Raw genomic sequence first — 16,831 nt, 5'->3', positions numbered from 1 at the left:
AATATTTTATCTATATAATTAATACGTATTAATTAATATCTATTAAATAAAAAGGAGATGACTATGATTCAAAATACACATGAAACAAAATGCACATTCACAACATTTTTTGACAAATACAATACCAGAGATTATCAAGTATTGTTTATGGGTTCGTTAAATTGTTTGCGCCATAAGCCTTTTGCGAAAATTGGTCGCATTATGCAAAATGGACAAGGTGCCTTGTTGTGTCCTTCTATGTCGGATTTTTCAACAGGTCGTTATCTCAATCAAATTAAAGAAGCTATTTTAGAGCTTTATGAAGAAAGACATTATACAAAATATTTATTGGTTGTGGGATGTCAATGGATGATTTTATCCAGTGATGGAACATTCTTAATTCAGGAATTAAAAGAAGAATATGGTATCACTTTAGAGATTGTGGATGATAATCATATTGAAAAAGAAGATCGAAAGGAGCACTAATATGAAGAAACTATGGAAATATATTCCACCTTGTTACTCGGATGTACAAGGATTTCAAGCTATTTTATCGACAAGTGATGGATTAGGAATTATTGATGATCCATCGGGTTATAAAAAAGTGAAACCTTCTTTTGAGGTTTCCACTCATGACAAAAAAGATAAAGGACATAAAAAAGATCATCATAAAAAAGGGAGTCGAAAAGACAAAGAAAATGAAAATGTCATCAATTCAAAGATTCGTAACGATGACATCATCAATGGTACCAGTGAGAAAGTGCAATCTTGTGTTAAAAAAGCACTTTCTAAAAGAAAACCTGACTTTATTTTATTATCATTAGCGCCTTCTTCTTCTATGATTGGATCAGACTTAGGTTTTGAAGCCCAGGTTATTGAAAAAGACTATAGTATTCCATCTCTTGCCTTGGATATTCATGGAGATAAAGACTATGTTTATGGAATGGGTCAAACGCTGTTAGCTATGGGAAAACTTTTGTTATCAAAACAAGAAACAAAAGAAAATAGTATCAACTTAATTGGATGTAATCCATTGGATTTTAGTGAACAAGCGTATTTGGAAATCAAAGAATTTTTATCACAGTCTTATTCCATTGTATCTGTATGGGGAATGAAAGAATCCACAGAAAATCTAAAAAAAGCTTGTCAGGCTTCTTTAAATGTCGTGGTTCATTCTTGTGGTCTTGCTTTGGCAAAATATATGAAAGAAAAATTTGATATTCCATATATTGTTTCTGTTCCCTATGGAAAGAAACAATGCCAGGCTCTTTTAGAACAACAAACAATTGACAATCAAGTAATAAATACCGAAAAAGTATTGATTGTTTGTGAACAAGTATTGGGCAATGCGATTCGAAATGCTTTATCTAATAAAAACTGCATCGTTTGCAGTTTCTATGAAATGGATAAAGACTTAATGAATCCAGGGGATAAAAAATTAAGTGGAGAAGATGCTTTAGTGGATTTATTTCACGATGATACAATCACAACCATTATTGCCGATGCCAATCAAAAAGTTCTTTGTCCCAATGATAAAAAATGGATTTCTTTACCAAATCCAGCTTTACAATCCAGTGCCAATGTTACGCCTTATGAAAGCTTTGTGAATGAGAAATTAGATCAATGGTTAGGAGATAGACTATGAGAAAAATTGCGATATATGGAAAAGGTGGAATTGGAAAATCCACAACTACACAGAATTTAGCCGCTGCTTTTGCTTCATTAGCACAAAAAGTCATGATTGTGGGATGTGATCCCAAAGCTGATTCGACTCGTTTAATTTTAGGGGGTCTTCCTAAGCATACTGTATTGGATATCATGCGAGAAAAAGAAGAAGACGAAATCACTTTAGATGATTTTCTATACACAGGCTATGCCAATATTCAGGCTGTAGAATCTGGTGGACCGGAACCAGGTGTTGGTTGTGCAGGTCGAGGTATTGTCACTGCCATTAATTTACTAGAACAATTGAATGCCTATAAATCTGATTTAGATTATGTCTTATATGATGTATTAGGTGATGTTGTTTGTGGTGGATTTGCGATGCCAATTCGTGAAGGAAAAGCCGAAGAAATTTATATTGTTTGTTCTGGAGAAATGATGAGTTTATATGCAGCCAACAATATTTGTAAAGGAATTAAGCGATATGCAGCTTTAGGAAAAACAAAATTAGGTGGTTTAATTTGTAATTCTCGTTTAGTGGATCAGGAAAAGGAATTGGTCAGTGAATTTGCGAAGAAATTAAATACACAAATGATTTATTTTATTCCAAGAAACAATGTGGTCCAACATGCGGAACTGCAAAAGAAAACGGTCCTGGAATATGATTCCCAAAATATACAGGCCAATGAATATCGTCAATTGGCTAAGGCCATTGAAGAAAATAAGAATTTCAGTGTGCCTACACCGATTTCAAATGAAGAATTAGAAGCTTTATTGATTAAGTATATTCCAATTCAATGACAAATGAATGTCATTTCTCTATAATAAATTATAAAGAAATGAGAGTAGAAATTATGATTGATGAAAAAATTTTAGAAGAATTATCCGATGCTTTTTATCGAAAGACACATTCGTCTCATAAAAAAGATCAAAACAAAAAGCATGACCATAAACATCACCAAGATAAACATGGAATGCACTTCGTTCTTGGCTATTTATATGATAACCAGAATCAGGAGATTTTTCCAATGGACCTGAGTGAAGCAATGAATGTATCAGCTCCTCGTATTACTGCCATTTTAAAGGAATGCGAAAAAAAGGAATTGATTCAAAAAATTCATAGTCAAGAAGATAAACGTATGGTTACTGTTTCTTTAACAGAAAAAGGAAAGGAACAAATATTGCGTCAAAGAGAAAAATGGGATCGTCAAATTCGGTTGTTGATGGATCGCATTGGTCCAGAGGATTCCCAGGCGTTGGTTCGTATTCTTGAGGCTTATTCACAGTTAAAAGAAGAAGGTCTTTGGAAATAAAAGTGCACATGTTGCACTTTTTTTATTTCAAAGGAGGAATTGTATGCCTAGACATCATCATCGTGGGCCAAGGGATTTTCTAACAGAAGAAGAAAAACAAAATGCTCCCAAGGTCACAAAAGAATTATTGTTTCGTATATTAAGTTATTTAAAACCATATTGGTTGAGTTTATGTGCGGTTTTAGTAGTGATTTTTTTATCAGCTATTTTGGGCTTACTTCCTTCTATCATTACTGCCAAAATTATTGATCAAGCAATTTTAGGAAAAAATTTATCTTTATTGTTTCAACTGGTTTTAATAGCTGTTTTAACTTTATTTGCTTCCCAGGTTATGGGTGTATTGGAAACCTATATCAATGCCTATATTTCCTATCAAATTATTTATGATATGAAAAATGAAATGTTTAATCATCTGCAATCCATGCCTCATTCTTTTTTTACGACAGAAAAACAAGGCGATATTATTACACGTATGAATTCCGATATTTCTGGTGTGAGTACCGTGGTTTCTAATACATTAGCGCAAACCATTTCAAATTTATGTGTAGTTATCACAACCATTGTGGCTTTAATGAAAATGAATTGGCAATTGGCTTTGGTTGGAATATTAATTATTCCGTTTTTAATTCTTCCCACAAAAACAGCAGGCAAAAAAAGATGGACATTGGCAAGTCTTGCTCAAGAAGGAATTGATGAATTAAATGATATTATCAATGAGTCTTTAAGTGTTTCAGGTTCTTTATTAATCAAATTATTTACACGGGAACAAGATCAATTTGAATTATTTAAGAAGACTAACAGAAAAGTCATTAATTTATCGATTAAAGAAGAAAGAGCTGGGCAATGGTTTCATGTTGTAATGGGTATTTTTACGAATTTGGGTCCTTTATTAATTTATTTAGCAGGAGGCTATTTTATTATTCAACTTCAAATACCGAATTTAACAGTGGGAACCATAACCGCTACTGTTACTTTAATTAATCGATTATATCGACCGATTCAGGATTTATTGAATATTGGCGTGGATTTTACGCGAAGCTTAGCTTTATTTTCTCGTATTTTTTCGTATTTAGATAAAAAACCAGATATTACCAATTGCGAGCATCCCATTAAACCAGATTTAAGTCATGTCGATATTCATTTTATGAATGTTTCATTTGATTATCAAGATGATATTCCTTTATTAAGGAATTTATCATTCACAATACCAGATGGAAAAATGTATGCCATTGTAGGTCCATCTGGTGCAGGAAAAAGCTCCATTGTGAATTTAATTCCTCGTTTATACGATGTCAAAGAAGGTTGTATTCAATTGGGAAATTATAATATAAAAGACATTGATTTAACGTATTTACGACAAAATATTGGAAAAGTAACCCAGGAAGCGTATTTATTTAATGATACAATAAAAAACAATTTATTGATGGGAAAAAAAGATGCTACAGATGAAGAAATCATAAATGCATGTAAAATTGCCAATATTCATGATTTCATTATATCTCAGCCAAAAGGATATGATACTATTGTTGGTAATCGTGGATTAAAGCTATCCGGTGGAGAAAAACAGCGTTTATCCATTGCTCGTGTTATTTTAAAATCACCTTGTATTTTAATTCTAGATGAAGCCACTTCTTCTTTGGATTCTATTTCAGAAAGTGCTATACAAAATGCCTTAGATCAACTCATGAAAAATCGTACATCCATTGTCATTGCTCATCGATTGAGTACAATATTAGCTGCCGACCAGATTTTAGTTGTATCCAATGGTTCTATTGTAGAACAAGGAAGCCATGAAGAATTGATTCAGAAAAATGGAGTCTATAAAAAATTATATGAAACACAATTTCGTAAAGTAATTGATATGGAAACCAAAAAGGACTAGATTTCTAGTCCTTTTGATTTAAATAGTTTTTCAGTTCTTCCATTTGATTGTAAGCATCCTGATATCCAAGAAAATACCAGTCTCCTAATTTTTCAATGTCATGTTCCAATCGACTGGCTGGATCATTAATAGAAGGAGAAATCACAAATATTTTTCCTTGTTGTCTTAATTCATCAATATAATCACATGTTTCATTGTATTCATGATTCATATTTTTTAGTTTTTCACAAAGAGATGGATATTTATGATACATCACATCAATCATTGGATCCATTTTCTCATCTTCATTTTTTCGATAATCATTATGTTGTGTTTTAATGACTATAATTTTTTTATAGCCTTGATCAATAGCCCATTGAACTGGAATATGATCGGAAATGCCTCCATCTAAACAAGGCATGCCATCGACTTCCACCATGGAAGAAGCAAATGGAAGAGAAGCCGATGCTTGTATGGCTATTTCGATATCTGAACACTTTCCTTTTTCCATATAATATGCTTGTCCATCTAGACAATTTGTCACAACGGCAACAAATCTACGCGTTTCTCTTTCAAAAAATAAACGATCAAAGGGTTCTTCACGAATAGGTCCAAAGGCATAGTCAGAGCCAATGATTCCTTTATTATGGAGTATGGTTTTAGGTCCTCCAACATAATTTAGATCAAATCTATGACTCAAATTAAATCGAGCACTTCTTCCAATTTGCCCAGCAACATAATTATATCCATTCATAGCACCTGCTGAAACACCAATTGTACATTCCATATTCAAATCATTTTCCATCATCGCATCTAAAACGCCTTCACCATATACAGCTCGAAACGCTCCGCCTTCACAAACTACACAGCCTTCTTTTATTTCCAGTGAAGCATGTCCCCATGGAATTTGATTGATTTTTGAATATACTTTTTCCATATTTCACCTATTCAAATGGGAATTTAATATCTAGTTGACATTCATCACGAATTTCAATAAATTCTTTTTGTACAGCTTCTGTTAAAGGAACACCCTTGTCTTTTCTTTCTTGCCATACATCCCATTCTTTTTCGCCAGCTGTATAAATTCGATCATAATTTGGATCTTTTTGTGAATTTCTAAGTTCCCTTAAAATATCTCCTGTTGTCTTTTTAAAGGATTCCAGTCCCATAAAGGCTTCGGTATCAATGGCCATAAAGAAGTGTCCCAAATGATAAGGACGAATCGAACCATCTTCATTTTTTCCTTCCAATGCTTTTAAGAAAATACCAGCTTGTAAAGCTGCACTTAAAATCTCAACCACAGTGGCATAGCCATAGCCTTTATAGCCTCCCATTTCTTCTCCAAAACCGCCTAATGGAGCTAAAGCCGCTTTTTCGTTTCGAATGTCTTTAATAATTTGTTTGGAATCCGTTAACATAACACCATCTCTGGAAATCACTAAACCAGTTGGTGTGTTATGTCCAATACGTGCATAGTATTCAATTTTTCCGTTTTGAATAATCGAAGTGGCACAGTCCAATACAAATGGAAATTCTTCATCAGTTGGCATTGCAAAAGTCAGTGGATTGGTTCCTAACATATTTTCAACACCAAAAGTTGGTGCAATGGAAGGACGGGCATTGGTTCCGCAAATTCCAATCATGCCTTCTTTTTCTGCCATGCCAGCCCAGTATCCTGCAATTCCAAAATGCGATGAATTACGAACAGCAACCATACCCATTCCATATTTTTTAGCTTTTTCAATACACATTTCCATTGCTTTCTTGCTGGCAACCATTCCCATTCCATCATTGGCATCTAAAACAGCTGTTGTACATGTTTCTTTTATGATATCAATTTTTGTGATTGGATTTAAAATTCCTTTTTTAATGCGATCCAGGTAAATGGGCTTAAATCGATTACATCCATGGCTTTCAATTCCTCGTCGATCACTTTCTAATAATACATCTGAACATAGTTTTGCGTCTTCTTCCGGTAATCCATATTTCATAAATGCCTGTGTCATAAATGAATCCATAATGTCCCATGGAACATAGGGTCTATTATCTTGATCTGTTAACATATAATACTGCCTCCGCTATCTATATTTTACCACATAGAAAAAGACTATCCAAAAGATAGTCTTAATAGTTTTCAATATTGATTTCAAAATAGCTTTGTGAATATGAACAAGTAGGACATATTTCTGGTGCTTTGGTTCCTACAATAATATGGCCACAATTACGACACTCCCAAATCTTTACTTCCGATTTTTCAAAAACAGAAGCCGTTTCTACATTTTTCAATAAAGCACGATATCTTTCTTCGTGGTGTTTTTCAATGGCACCTACCATTCTGAATTTTGCTGCTAATTCCGGGAATCCTTCTTCTTCTGCTGTTTTGGCAAATCCATCATACATATCCGTCCACTCATAGTTTTCCCCTTCAGCGGCAACTGCCAGGTTTTGTGCTGTATCACCGATTCCATTTAATTCTTTGAACCACATTTTCGCGTGTTCTCGTTCGTTTTCTGCTGTTTTCAGGAATAAGTCCGCAATTTGTTCGTATCCTTCGTTTTTGGCAACCTTGGCAAAGTAAGTATACTTATTTCGAGCTTGAGATTCCCCTGAAAAAGCGGCTTTTAAATTCTTTTCGGTTTGTGTTCCAGCATACGATGAATGAGATTTTGGTTGTTCTTGTTCCACTTTTTCCAATAAATCACCTTTTGCCATACAAACTGGACAAACAGGTGTTTCTCCTTCTTTAACTTCAAATATATGCTGGCATACTTTACAGCGATATGTCACCGTGTTCTCAGATTTGGTTTCTTTTTTCTTTTGATCCATCGAAGCTTGTCCAACGTGTCGAATGTTTGTATATTTAGCAATTTCTGGATCTGTGGTTGCTAACTGATCATAGGACAAGTCATGAATGGAAGTATTGCCTGTTACACGAGCAAATGTTTTTAATTCTTCATTGGACACATGTAAAAAATTATAAACACGTTGACTGGCTACTTCAACATTTAAACGCGCTCTTAATTCTGGATTTTGTGTAGCAATACCAACTGGACAATTTCCTGATCCACAAATTTTATATTGTTGACAAGCTGCAGCAATCAAAGCAGCACTGGCAATGGCAACGGCATCGGCTCCCATCGCAATGGCTTTGGCAAAATCAGAAGATACACGTAATCCACCTGTGATCACTAATTCAATGTCACTGTTCACTGAATCTAAATAGGCTCTGGCACGTGCTAAAGCATAGATTGTTGGAACGGATGTGGATTCTCTTAACAACAATGGAGAACTTCCTGTAGCGCCACCTCTTCCATCAATGGTAATAAAATCTGGTTGGGCATAAACACATTGTTCTAAATCTTGTTCAATCTTTCCTGCCGCAATTTTAATTCCAATTGGACGACCACCAGATCGTGTTCTTAAATCCGATACCAATGTTTTTAAGTCTTCTTTCGAATGAATGTTTTCAAATTTACTTGGACTTTGAATATCTTCCCCTGGCTTTTTACCTCGAATCTTGGCAATTTCCGGCGTTACTTTTTCACCCGGTAAATGACCTCCCATGCCTGGTTTTGTTCCTTGTCCGATTTTAATTTCAATGGCATCACTGGATTGAAGATTTTCATCGGTTACGCTATAAAGATTGGGAATATATTCAAAAATATATTTATAAGCGTTTTCTTTTTCTTCTGGTAAAATTCCACCTTCTCCAGAACACATAGCCGTTTTAGCTTTGGCACTTCCCTTCGCTAATGCCACTTTAATTTCTTTCGATAAAGCTCCAAAAGACATATGAGAAATATAAATGGGGCTTTCTAATACCATTGGTTTTAAAGCATGTTTTCCTATAATTGTTTTTGTACTCACGTTTTCATGATCCAGCAATGGCATAGGATTGAGTTGAGCTCCCATAATTAAAATGTCATCCCAGCTTGGTAAAGGCATATCTGTTGACATCGAACCACTAATCGATTTTCCAGTTTTTGAAATTTGATGAATTTCTTTCATAAATCGATCTGATGCATCTTGTCTTTGTGTAGATGAATCGTATTCTAAGTTTAAAGTTGATGATTTTGTTTCAGTTTTCGATTCACTGACAAGAACAAATTTTGAAATGGGTTGTTTACAAACGGGACAACAAGAAAGTGAAGATAAAGGTTTTCCTTCTTTTTCTTCGTCAAAAATAATTCCACAAATTGAACATTTATAAATCGCCATAATATTGTACTCCTTTATTATATTTTAATATAATTTATTAATAGTTTCAAATACTTTTTAGGAATCGTTCTTATTTATGTAAAAAAATAAGGCAACATAGTTGCCTTATGCGATTTGTTGAATTGACTTTTCTAAGATTTCTACTACGACATTGGTGTGATCACATAATTTTTGATATGTTTCTTCATCTTTTTGTTCAATGATACGAACAAATTCTTTGCATTCATATGTCATATGTAAATCTTGTTCAATACCTAAATCAATAGAAGTTTTCTTTTGTTTGTCATTAAATGGTTCTCCCTTAGGTGGCATATAATCCACATTTGGAAGAATGCCAATGCTCATGCCTTTTACTCTTAGACATCCTGTATCCCCTTGAATCATGGCAAAAATATCACTGGCCGAGTCTTTTGCTCCTGCACAAGTTGCTACAAAATCTGGGTATTGTAAAATTACAACTCCACTTGTATCAATGCCATTGTATCCTTTATTGGCATAGTAAATAGAATTCAATGGTTTTCCAAACAATCCTGTTACAAAGTGTAAACAATAGACATTGATATCCATTAAAGAACCTCCATTAAATGCTGGATCAAAAGCATTTGTTTGTTCGTGTTTTTTATATTTATCGTAGCGAGAAGAATATTGTGAATAATTGCATTGCACTAATTTAATGTCGCCTACCTTGGATAAATTATCTTTAATAATTTGATAATTTGGAACAAATTGATTGGTAATGGCTTCAAAAATATAGACATTGTTTTCTTTTGCGATTTCAAATAAATCCTGGCTTTCTTTTAAAGTTGGACAAAATGGCTTTTCGTTGATTACGTTCTTCTTTGCCTGAAGAGCCATTTTTGATTGTGAATAATGAAGAGAATTTGGACTTGCGACATAAATTGTATCCACTTCTTCATCTTTCATCAAGTCTTCTAAATTTGTATACCATCGCTTCATTTCATGTTTTTCACAAAACGAAATCGCTTTTTCCTGTGTTCGCGAATAACACGCAATGACTTCAATTCCTACTTTTTTCATGGATTCAATCATTCGATCAACAATAAATCCAGTTCCAATAGTTCCTACTTTCATATCAATTCTCCTTTTTATTTTTCATCCAAGATGAATTATTCTTTTTCTTTTCTTCAACAACGGGTTTTCGATAAATACGGAAACAAACACCATCTTCTGTATTATATCCTTCAACAATATAATTATTTGTTTTCGTCACTTTCGAAACAATGGATAAACCCAATCCAAATTTTCCTTTTTCTCCTTTTTCAAATGGATGAAATAAAGTCTGAATGCGTTGTTCGCTCATTTTTGGTCCATCATTTAAAATTTTTAAATCATCTTCGCGCACTTCAATTTTTATATATGATTTCGCATAGCGGAATGCATTATCCATAATGTTTTCAATACAAACACGCCAGGCTTCTAATAAACCATCAAAGAAGACTTCTTCTACGTCCGTAATCACTTCAATTTCAGGTCGAATTACAGCTGAATTTAAAACCACTTCTTCGACAACTTCTTTCATATTTGTTACAACGCCTTCGGAATCTGATGTCAATAAATATTCAATTCGATTTAAATATAATAAATTATAGACTTTTTTCTCCAATCGATTGGCATTGTCAATAATCACGTCTACACTGCTTTCTAAATCTCCATATGGATAAATCCCATCTTTAATGGATTCACCATAGCTTTTTATAGTCGCAATCGGTGTTTTCAAGTCATGAGAAATATTGTGAATCATCTCTTCTTTGGCTTTTTCCTGTTTCATCAATTCGTCTTTCATTCCGACAATGGCATGGGCAACTTGACCAATTTCATCTTCTCGATTGATATTCAATTCCACTTCTTTTCCTAAATTAATTTGTTTAATATAGTCTTTGATTTGAGATAAAGGCTGAATAATAGAAAATACCCAGACTAAAATCACCATAAAAACTAAGACAAACGCTAAAATAATCATATAGACAGTGGAATCAATTAAAATGGAACGAAAAGACGATGGATAGGTATTGTCCATAAAGCTGGCTACAACAAGCTGTGTTTTAGGACAATAAACCATACTATAGTAATATTCCATATTATTGATGCGAACAATTCCGTGTTGTGTTGAATTTTTTGTGGAAAGTTGTTGTGATTCTACTATTAAATATTTATATAATTCAACATTTCCAATTTTATCTTCTTTGCCTCCAAAAATATGAAGAACGCCATTGGAAATCAAACAATCCACTTGTGTTGTGCTCTTTGTTAGATATCCATAAAATTCTTCATCTATATTGCCTTCGTTTTCCATCAAATTCACAATAGGTTTTTGGTTTTCAGAGAGCATATTGAACATTTGTGTTTCAATGGTATCATTAATACCTGTTCGTAAAATCACAAAAAAGAAAATCAGAAAGGCAACTAAACAAGATGTAATAATGGTTAAAAACTGTTTTGTCAAAGAGATGCGATGAAATAATTTTGAATGATTCTCCATAATCTATCCCAATCGATATCCATATCCATAAATGGTATGAATATTTAGTTTAGGTAGTTTTTTTCGTAAACGACGAAGCGTGTCATCGACAACACGATCCGATCCAAAATAGTTTTCATCCCATACATTTTCTAAGATTTTATCTCTTGAAAAGGCAATCCCTTTGTTTTTGATAAACATCATTAATAAATCAAATTCTTTTGTTGTTAGTTCAATTTCAACATTATCGGAATAAATTTTTCTTTGTTCTTCATCTAATTCATAGCCATCAATACTGATGCGATTGTTTTCATCTTTATATGCACGACGAATAATATTATTCACTCGTAAAACCATTTCTTTAGGTGAAAAAGGCTTAGTGATATAGTCATCGCATCCTTTTTCTAAACCAATAATTCGATCAAATTCTTTGTCACGAGCCGACATAAAGATAATTGGAATTGTTGGTCCTTGTAAACGAATTTCCTCCAATAAATCAAATCCAGATTTATCATCTAACATAATATCCAGAATCCAAAGATGAACGTCATCGTCTTGAACATGTGTACTAGCTTGTTCATATGTATAATACGAACGTACCTCATATCCTTCTTTTCTTAAATACTGAGCCACAAGATTATTAATATCTTTTTCATCTTCGACTACACAAATGACTCTTTTCATATTTTGTCTCCTTTCTAAACAGCGAGCTCATGACCTTTTGCTTTGATTACATCAATCACCTGGTATACATATTTTTCACATTCTTCATGTGTTTCTGCTTCAACCATAACACGAACCAAAGGCTCTGTTCCGGATTCACGTACCAAAATTCGTCCACTTTGTCCCAATGCTTTTTCTACATTGTGCACAGCTTGTTGAACATCTGGATCGTTTTGTGCCAGGGCTTTGTCTTTTACGCGAATATTAACTAATAATTGAGGATAAATTTTTAATCCTTCATATAATTTACTCATTGGCATTTTCTTTGCCATCATTACTTCCATTAATTTTAAAGACGTTAAGATTCCATCTCCTGTAGAAGCATATTTAATAAAGATAATGTGTCCAGATTGTTCTCCACCAATTCGGCATCCATTTTCTTTCATATATTCATATACATATTTGTCACCAACTTTTGTTTTAGCATAGTCAATGCCTTCTTTATCAAATGCTTTATATAAACCAAAGTTTGACATAACAGTTGTAACTACAGTATTGGTAACCAGTTTACCTCTTTCTTTCATATATTTTCCATAAATATATAAAATATGATCACCAGTTACAACATTTCCTTTTTCATCGACGCATAAACAACGATCGGCATCACCGTCATAAGCAAATCCAACATCTAAATGATTTTCAACCACAAATTGTTGTAGATTTTCAATATGTGTACTACCCGCATTTTCATTGATATTACATCCATTTGGTGCTGCATTGATGACATACGTTTTAGCACCCAATGCATCAAATACACTCTTGGCAATTTGCCAGCTGCTTCCATTGGCACAATCCAATCCAACTTTAACGCCTTTAAAAGAATACAATCCCAAAGAAATCAAATAACCAATATAACGATTTCTTCCTGAAACATAGTCCACTGTACGTCCAATTTTTTCATTAATTGCGAATGGAATTTCTGTATATGTTTGACCAAATAAAGTGACAGATCCATCTAAATAGTCTTCAATATAAGAAATAGTGGTTTCATCCATTTTTTCGCCTTCTGAATTAATTAATTTAATTCCATTGTCGTAATATGGATTATGGGAAGCACTGATCATGATTCCACAATCAAAGTCATCCACACGTGCAATATAGGCAACACTTGGCGTTGTTGTGACATGAAGCATATAGGCATCGGCACCAGATGCAGTTAATCCAGAAATCAAGGCATATTCAAACATATATGAAGAACGTCTTGTATCTTTTCCAATCACAACTTTAGCTTCTCCATTTTTTAATTTTGAATAATACCATCCTAAAAAGCGTCCAATTTTATATGCATGATCCGCTGTTAAGTTGACATTGGCTTGTCCACGAAACCCATCTGTTCCAAAATATTTACCCATTTTTATTCCTCCTTAGCTAAATTTACTTTAGCTTCTACATATTCATTTTCAAAATCAACATCAATGACTTTTCCATCTACGTCATATGCCACTAATTTTGCATTGGCTACAAAATCTTCATAACGTCCTGTGGCATCCACAATCGCTTTAACGACACGAATGGAATCCAAAGTATCTTGACTGGCCTTAATTACGACATGTGTTTGCGCGAGTTCTGGTGTTTCAAAATCACTTATTTTTTGCCCATTTCCTACTAATAACTCACAAGAAATCGCAAAGCTTCCTTTGACTTTTGGATCTAAAGAAACTTCAACGGCTTCTGGTGAGACCTTGGCTGTGATATTCGATGGAAGTGAATCCACTGTCAAATTGACTAAATTACTTCCTTGTTCACATTTACTTAAATCACATGTTACAGAAACTCCATTTTGTTGCCGAAACACTTGTATATCCGTTGAATTTCCCGTTAAAGATACACTAACCGTATTGGGTACGCCACTAATTTCATAGTCTTCTTCATTGGCAATGACTTTTACTTCCACATTGGAAATTGTAACAGATGTTGTTAAGTCATTAAATAATTGAACACGAATGGCATCATAGTCAATTGATATACAAATGATAAAAGACAACAAAAAAGAAACAAGTACCATTCCTTTTCGATTAAATACGATACGATCAATGAGTTTTGAAAAACGACGAATGACAGGAGAGAATAAAGATCTAATAATTTCATAAATATGACTATTCATCTTAATCCGCCCCTTTCGAATAATTATCAATCACCTTAATTGGCTTAATTCTTTCATCCACGACTTCTTGTTTACGAGAACGCGTTGTAAAGTTATTCGCTGTTTTAATGACGGAATCCAGAAAATTATTTGGTTGTGATGTTTCTTCAAAAATCATTGTACTTAATAAATAGTTTTTCAATGCCGATGGCGTATATTTTTTCAATATACCAGATACCGCTATAGAAATCGCACCTGTTTCTTCACTAACCACAATGGTAATGGAATCCGATATTTCGCTGATTCCAACAGCTGCTCTATGTCTAGCTCCATATTTACTTGGTAAATCTTTTGTGGTTGGTGGAAAATAAGCTGCTGCACAAGCAATTTTATTTCCCTGAATAATAACGGCTCCATCATGCATGGGTGTTCCATATTTAAAAATAGTACATAATAATTCCGTAGACACTTCCGAACCCATATTAATACCAGATTGAATATATTCTTGTAAATCCTGTGTTTGCTGAATCGTGATAATAGCCCCTGTTTTCTGTTTAGACATTATTTCACAAGCATCCACAACTGCTTCAATCATTTCTTCACATTGTAAACTCGATAAAGTATTCATCCTTGTTCCTGATTTTCCTACTTTTTCAAGCATTTCACGAATTTCTGGTTGAAAAATCACAATAATTAATACAACCCCCCAATTCAGAAAAATATCAATAATATATCCCACAGCCGTTAAATTGAAAAAGACAGATAAACCTTTAACCAATAAAACAACCAGGGCCCCCTTAATAATTTGAATGGTACGATTATTGTTGCTTAATATTCTCAACAAAGAATAAATAAGAAACCATACAACAAGGATATCTACAATGAGCTGTAAAACAAATTTAAATTCCTGAAATGTTAAGCCCATAGAAATCCTTCCTTTCTATTTTAAAATATCTGTTATCATATCATGAATGGAATCATATTCCTTCAAAGCATGTTCTTTCACATCTTCTAAAGCCGTTGACATACAAGCGCCATTGATTCCAAATTCCATCAATGGAATATCGTTATACGAATCTCCGATTGTATATACATCCATTTCATCGACTTCTGAAAATTCGCAAACAAAGTCCAGACCAGTGGCTTTTGAAGTTCCTTTTGGAACGATATCAACCACAAATTGATTGGCATAGGCTTGTACAATGTCATCAAAATTCGAATTAATTTGTTCTGCCAAAGAAACAGCCAATCCAGTTTCTACCATGGAAATCACAACTTGTGCATAGCGACCTAAATCCATGACTTGTTCTTCTGTTAAATCGGGTTCTAATGTTAAATAACGTCTTTCCTGTAAATCTTTATTGACAACAATTCGATGTCGATTGTATCCGTCATTGACAACATACGAAACAACGCCTTCAATTTCTTTGGCAATATATAATAAGTCAATACTTGTCACTGTATCTAAATAAGAAGAAAATAATTTATTCCCATCCGCATCAAAAACCATTCCACCATTATTTGTGACATAATAATCTACTGGAATTTGATATAAATCGGCTTGTGCTTTAATGGATTCCATGGAACGACCTGTTACAATCACAAATAAGTTTCCAGCTTCTTTCCATTTTTTGATTGCATCTAAGTCTTCTTGCATTACATTTTGAGCGTATTTTAATGTTCCGTCATAATCAGTTGCTAAAATTTTTGTCATGTTGAATACCTCACCTTTGTATTATTGTATCACATAATTGAGGGTACAAAAATAAGAGGATAAAAAAAATACGACGATTGTCGTACTAAAAAGAATCATTTTCATTTTTCTTAGAAGCCAATATTTTTCGTTTTTGCTGACGCGATAAAGGCACTTTCTTTCCAATTGTAAGTTCTACTTCATCTTTATACCAGGCAGCAATATGTTTTTCATTGACAAGATAAGAAACATGGACTCTCAAAAAACCATACGGACTGAATATTTCTTCTAAGTCACTCATATTGATTCGTTGATGAAATTCTCCTTTTTTGGTATGAAAATAAACCATTTTATCTATTTTTTCTAAATAATAAATTTCTTCATATGGCAAATTCACATCCACTCCATTATATATTAAGCGATATAAATCTGTTTGCATGCTCTGTTTCAATATAGAATCTTGTATTTCTTCATACTGTTCTTTTATACGATCTTTTTCAATATATAAAATACGACCTCTTTGATCTTCTTTTAAATATCGATATTTATTTTCTACTACAAAAACAAATAACGCATTGGGATTATCGTGTACAAAAACACTTTCAATTCGAGGCGTTTTAAAGATTTCATCGAATACAAAAATCTGATACGATTCTTTCTTTAACCCTTTCATCAAATCCGATGCTTTATTATAAATACGAAAAGTCCAATCCATTTCATGAAATGTTTTGGCCATTAAATACGTCATCTCTTTGACTTCTTTTTCATATTCTAAAAACGCAATACGTATCATGTATATAGTATACCATACAAAAAAAAG

General features: G+C 33.3%; 16 protein-coding genes and 1 pseudogene. 5 read left to right on the top strand and 12 right to left on the bottom strand.

The genetic code is table 11. The annotated features are described in order from the left end of the window. The first annotated feature begins 63 nt into the window (after positions 1 to 63). From ACI32A_RS04750 to ACI32A_RS04730, 5 genes are read left to right on the top strand one after another with little or no spacing between them, the layout of a single operon-like run. Positions 64 to 465 carry a hypothetical protein gene (locus ACI32A_RS04750; RefSeq protein ID WP_439753884.1) on the top strand — a complete coding sequence of 134 codons (402 nt, stop codon included), beginning with the start codon at positions 64 to 66 and terminating at the stop codon, positions 463 to 465. A 1-nt stretch (position 466) separates the two neighbouring features. Then, positions 467 to 1,624, top strand: a complete 1,158-nt coding sequence (locus ACI32A_RS04745) for a nitrogenase component 1 (RefSeq protein WP_439753883.1) — start codon at positions 467 to 469, stop codon at positions 1,622 to 1,624. Further along, positions 1,621 to 2,442 carry a nitrogenase iron protein gene (gene nifH / locus ACI32A_RS04740; RefSeq protein ID WP_439753882.1) on the top strand — a complete coding sequence of 274 codons (822 nt, stop codon included), beginning with the start codon at positions 1,621 to 1,623 and terminating at the stop codon, positions 2,440 to 2,442. The genes ACI32A_RS04745 and nifH overlap by 4 nt, the downstream gene beginning before the upstream one ends. A 38-nt stretch (positions 2,443 to 2,480) precedes the next feature. Further along, a complete protein-coding gene (locus tag ACI32A_RS04735; RefSeq protein WP_439753881.1) occupies positions 2,481 to 2,954 on the top strand; it encodes a MarR family winged helix-turn-helix transcriptional regulator in 474 nt (157 codons plus the stop codon). 43 nt (positions 2,955 to 2,997) lie between these two features. Beyond that, positions 2,998 to 4,836 (top strand): ABC transporter ATP-binding protein, encoded by a 1,839-nt coding sequence (locus ACI32A_RS04730; protein ID WP_439753880.1) that lies wholly within the window; start codon positions 2,998 to 3,000, stop codon positions 4,834 to 4,836. Between the two features lie 4 nt (positions 4,837 to 4,840). Here ACI32A_RS04730 and ACI32A_RS04725 read toward each other — a convergent pair whose 3' ends face one another. The 12 genes and pseudogenes from ACI32A_RS04725 to ACI32A_RS04670 form a co-directional block, all read right to left on the bottom strand. Then, positions 4,841 to 5,752: a patatin-like phospholipase family protein gene (locus ACI32A_RS04725; protein WP_439753879.1), complete on the bottom strand. Its 912-nt coding sequence runs from the start codon at positions 5,750 to 5,752 to the stop codon at positions 4,841 to 4,843. Between the two features lie 7 nt (positions 5,753 to 5,759). Further along, complete coding sequence (locus ACI32A_RS04720; protein ID WP_439753878.1) at positions 5,760 to 6,878, bottom strand: Ldh family oxidoreductase; 1,119 nt, start codon at positions 6,876 to 6,878, stop codon at positions 5,760 to 5,762. Positions 6,879 to 6,939: 61 nt separating this feature from the next. After that, on the bottom strand, positions 6,940 to 7,527 hold the full coding sequence (gene rbr / locus ACI32A_RS04715) for a rubrerythrin (protein ID WP_439753898.1): 588 nt from the start codon (positions 7,525 to 7,527) through the stop codon (positions 6,940 to 6,942). 222 nt (positions 7,528 to 7,749) lie between these two features. Then, positions 7,750 to 8,706, bottom strand: a pseudogene (locus ACI32A_RS04710) (FMN-binding glutamate synthase family protein); the annotation flags it as partial. Positions 8,707 to 9,138: 432 nt separating this feature from the next. Beyond that, positions 9,139 to 10,125, bottom strand: coding sequence for a Gfo/Idh/MocA family protein (locus ACI32A_RS04705; protein ID WP_439753877.1), 987 nt, complete (start codon positions 10,123 to 10,125; stop codon positions 9,139 to 9,141). Between the two features lies 1 nt (position 10,126). Further along, positions 10,127 to 11,533 (bottom strand): HAMP domain-containing sensor histidine kinase, encoded by a 1,407-nt coding sequence (locus ACI32A_RS04700; protein ID WP_439753876.1) that lies wholly within the window; start codon positions 11,531 to 11,533, stop codon positions 10,127 to 10,129. Positions 11,534 to 11,536: 3 nt separating this feature from the next. Next, a complete protein-coding gene (locus ACI32A_RS04695) occupies positions 11,537 to 12,196 on the bottom strand; it encodes a response regulator transcription factor (RefSeq protein ID WP_439753875.1) in 660 nt (219 codons plus the stop codon). A 14-nt stretch (positions 12,197 to 12,210) separates the two neighbouring features. After that, on the bottom strand, positions 12,211 to 13,587 hold the full coding sequence (gene glmM / locus ACI32A_RS04690; protein ID WP_439753874.1) for a phosphoglucosamine mutase: 1,377 nt from the start codon (positions 13,585 to 13,587) through the stop codon (positions 12,211 to 12,213). A gap of 2 nt (positions 13,588 to 13,589) precedes the next feature. Further along, entirely contained in the window at positions 13,590 to 14,339 is a 750-nt protein-coding gene (locus ACI32A_RS04685; protein WP_439753873.1) for a CdaR family protein, read from the bottom strand. 1 nt (position 14,340) lies between these two features. Beyond that, on the bottom strand, positions 14,341 to 15,243 hold the full coding sequence (cdaA, locus tag ACI32A_RS04680) for a diadenylate cyclase CdaA (protein ID WP_439753872.1): 903 nt from the start codon (positions 15,241 to 15,243) through the stop codon (positions 14,341 to 14,343). Positions 15,244 to 15,258: 15 nt separating this feature from the next. Beyond that, complete coding sequence (locus ACI32A_RS04675; RefSeq protein WP_439753871.1) at positions 15,259 to 16,032, bottom strand: HAD-IIB family hydrolase; 774 nt, start codon at positions 16,030 to 16,032, stop codon at positions 15,259 to 15,261. Positions 16,033 to 16,117: 85 nt separating this feature from the next. Beyond that, the gene (locus ACI32A_RS04670) at positions 16,118 to 16,804 is read right to left on the bottom strand and encodes a LytR/AlgR family response regulator transcription factor (RefSeq protein ID WP_439753870.1); all 687 of its coding nucleotides are present in this window, start codon (positions 16,802 to 16,804) and stop codon (positions 16,118 to 16,120) included. Positions 16,805 to 16,831: the final 27 nt, after the last annotated feature.

The organism is Floccifex sp., assembly GCF_051873555.1.
Classification (GTDB): Bacteria; Bacillota_I; Bacilli_A; order Erysipelotrichales; family Erysipelotrichaceae; genus Floccifex.
The sequence above is the reverse complement of the archived record's forward strand: the minus strand, read 5'-3'. Positions and strand labels throughout refer to the sequence as shown.

What these genes read in the sequence shown, in the direction of transcription:
- ACI32A_RS04750 (WP_439753884.1), top strand. Translation starts at nt 64, where the DNA reads ATGATTCAAAATACACATGAAACAAAATGCACATTCACAACATTTTTT.
- ACI32A_RS04745 (WP_439753883.1), top strand. Translation starts at nt 467, where the DNA reads ATGAAGAAACTATGGAAATATATTCCACCTTGTTACTCGGATGTACAA.
- nifH (WP_439753882.1), top strand. Translation starts at nt 1,621, where the DNA reads ATGAGAAAAATTGCGATATATGGAAAAGGTGGAATTGGAAAATCCACA.
- ACI32A_RS04735 (WP_439753881.1), top strand. Translation starts at nt 2,481, where the DNA reads ATGAGAGTAGAAATTATGATTGATGAAAAAATTTTAGAAGAATTATCC.
- ACI32A_RS04730 (WP_439753880.1), top strand. Translation starts at nt 2,998, where the DNA reads ATGCCTAGACATCATCATCGTGGGCCAAGGGATTTTCTAACAGAAGAA.
- ACI32A_RS04725 (WP_439753879.1), bottom strand. Translation starts at nt 5,752, where the DNA reads ATGGAAAAAGTATATTCAAAAATCAATCAAATTCCATGGGGACATGCT.
- ACI32A_RS04720 (WP_439753878.1), bottom strand. Translation starts at nt 6,878, where the DNA reads ATGTTAACAGATCAAGATAATAGACCCTATGTTCCATGGGACATTATG.
- rbr (WP_439753898.1), bottom strand. Translation starts at nt 7,527, where the DNA reads ATGGCAAAAGGTGATTTATTGGAAAAAGTGGAACAAGAACAACCAAAA.
- ACI32A_RS04705 (WP_439753877.1), bottom strand. Translation starts at nt 10,125, where the DNA reads ATGAAAGTAGGAACTATTGGAACTGGATTTATTGTTGATCGAATGATT.
- ACI32A_RS04700 (WP_439753876.1), bottom strand. Translation starts at nt 11,533, where the DNA reads ATGGAGAATCATTCAAAATTATTTCATCGCATCTCTTTGACAAAACAG.
- ACI32A_RS04695 (WP_439753875.1), bottom strand. Translation starts at nt 12,196, where the DNA reads ATGAAAAGAGTCATTTGTGTAGTCGAAGATGAAAAAGATATTAATAAT.
- glmM (WP_439753874.1), bottom strand. Translation starts at nt 13,587, where the DNA reads ATGGGTAAATATTTTGGAACAGATGGGTTTCGTGGACAAGCCAATGTC.
- ACI32A_RS04685 (WP_439753873.1), bottom strand. Translation starts at nt 14,339, where the DNA reads ATGAATAGTCATATTTATGAAATTATTAGATCTTTATTCTCTCCTGTC.
- cdaA (WP_439753872.1), bottom strand. Translation starts at nt 15,243, where the DNA reads ATGGGCTTAACATTTCAGGAATTTAAATTTGTTTTACAGCTCATTGTA.
- ACI32A_RS04675 (WP_439753871.1), bottom strand. Translation starts at nt 16,032, where the DNA reads ATGACAAAAATTTTAGCAACTGATTATGACGGAACATTAAAATACGCT.
- ACI32A_RS04670 (WP_439753870.1), bottom strand. Translation starts at nt 16,804, where the DNA reads ATGATACGTATTGCGTTTTTAGAATATGAAAAAGAAGTCAAAGAGATG.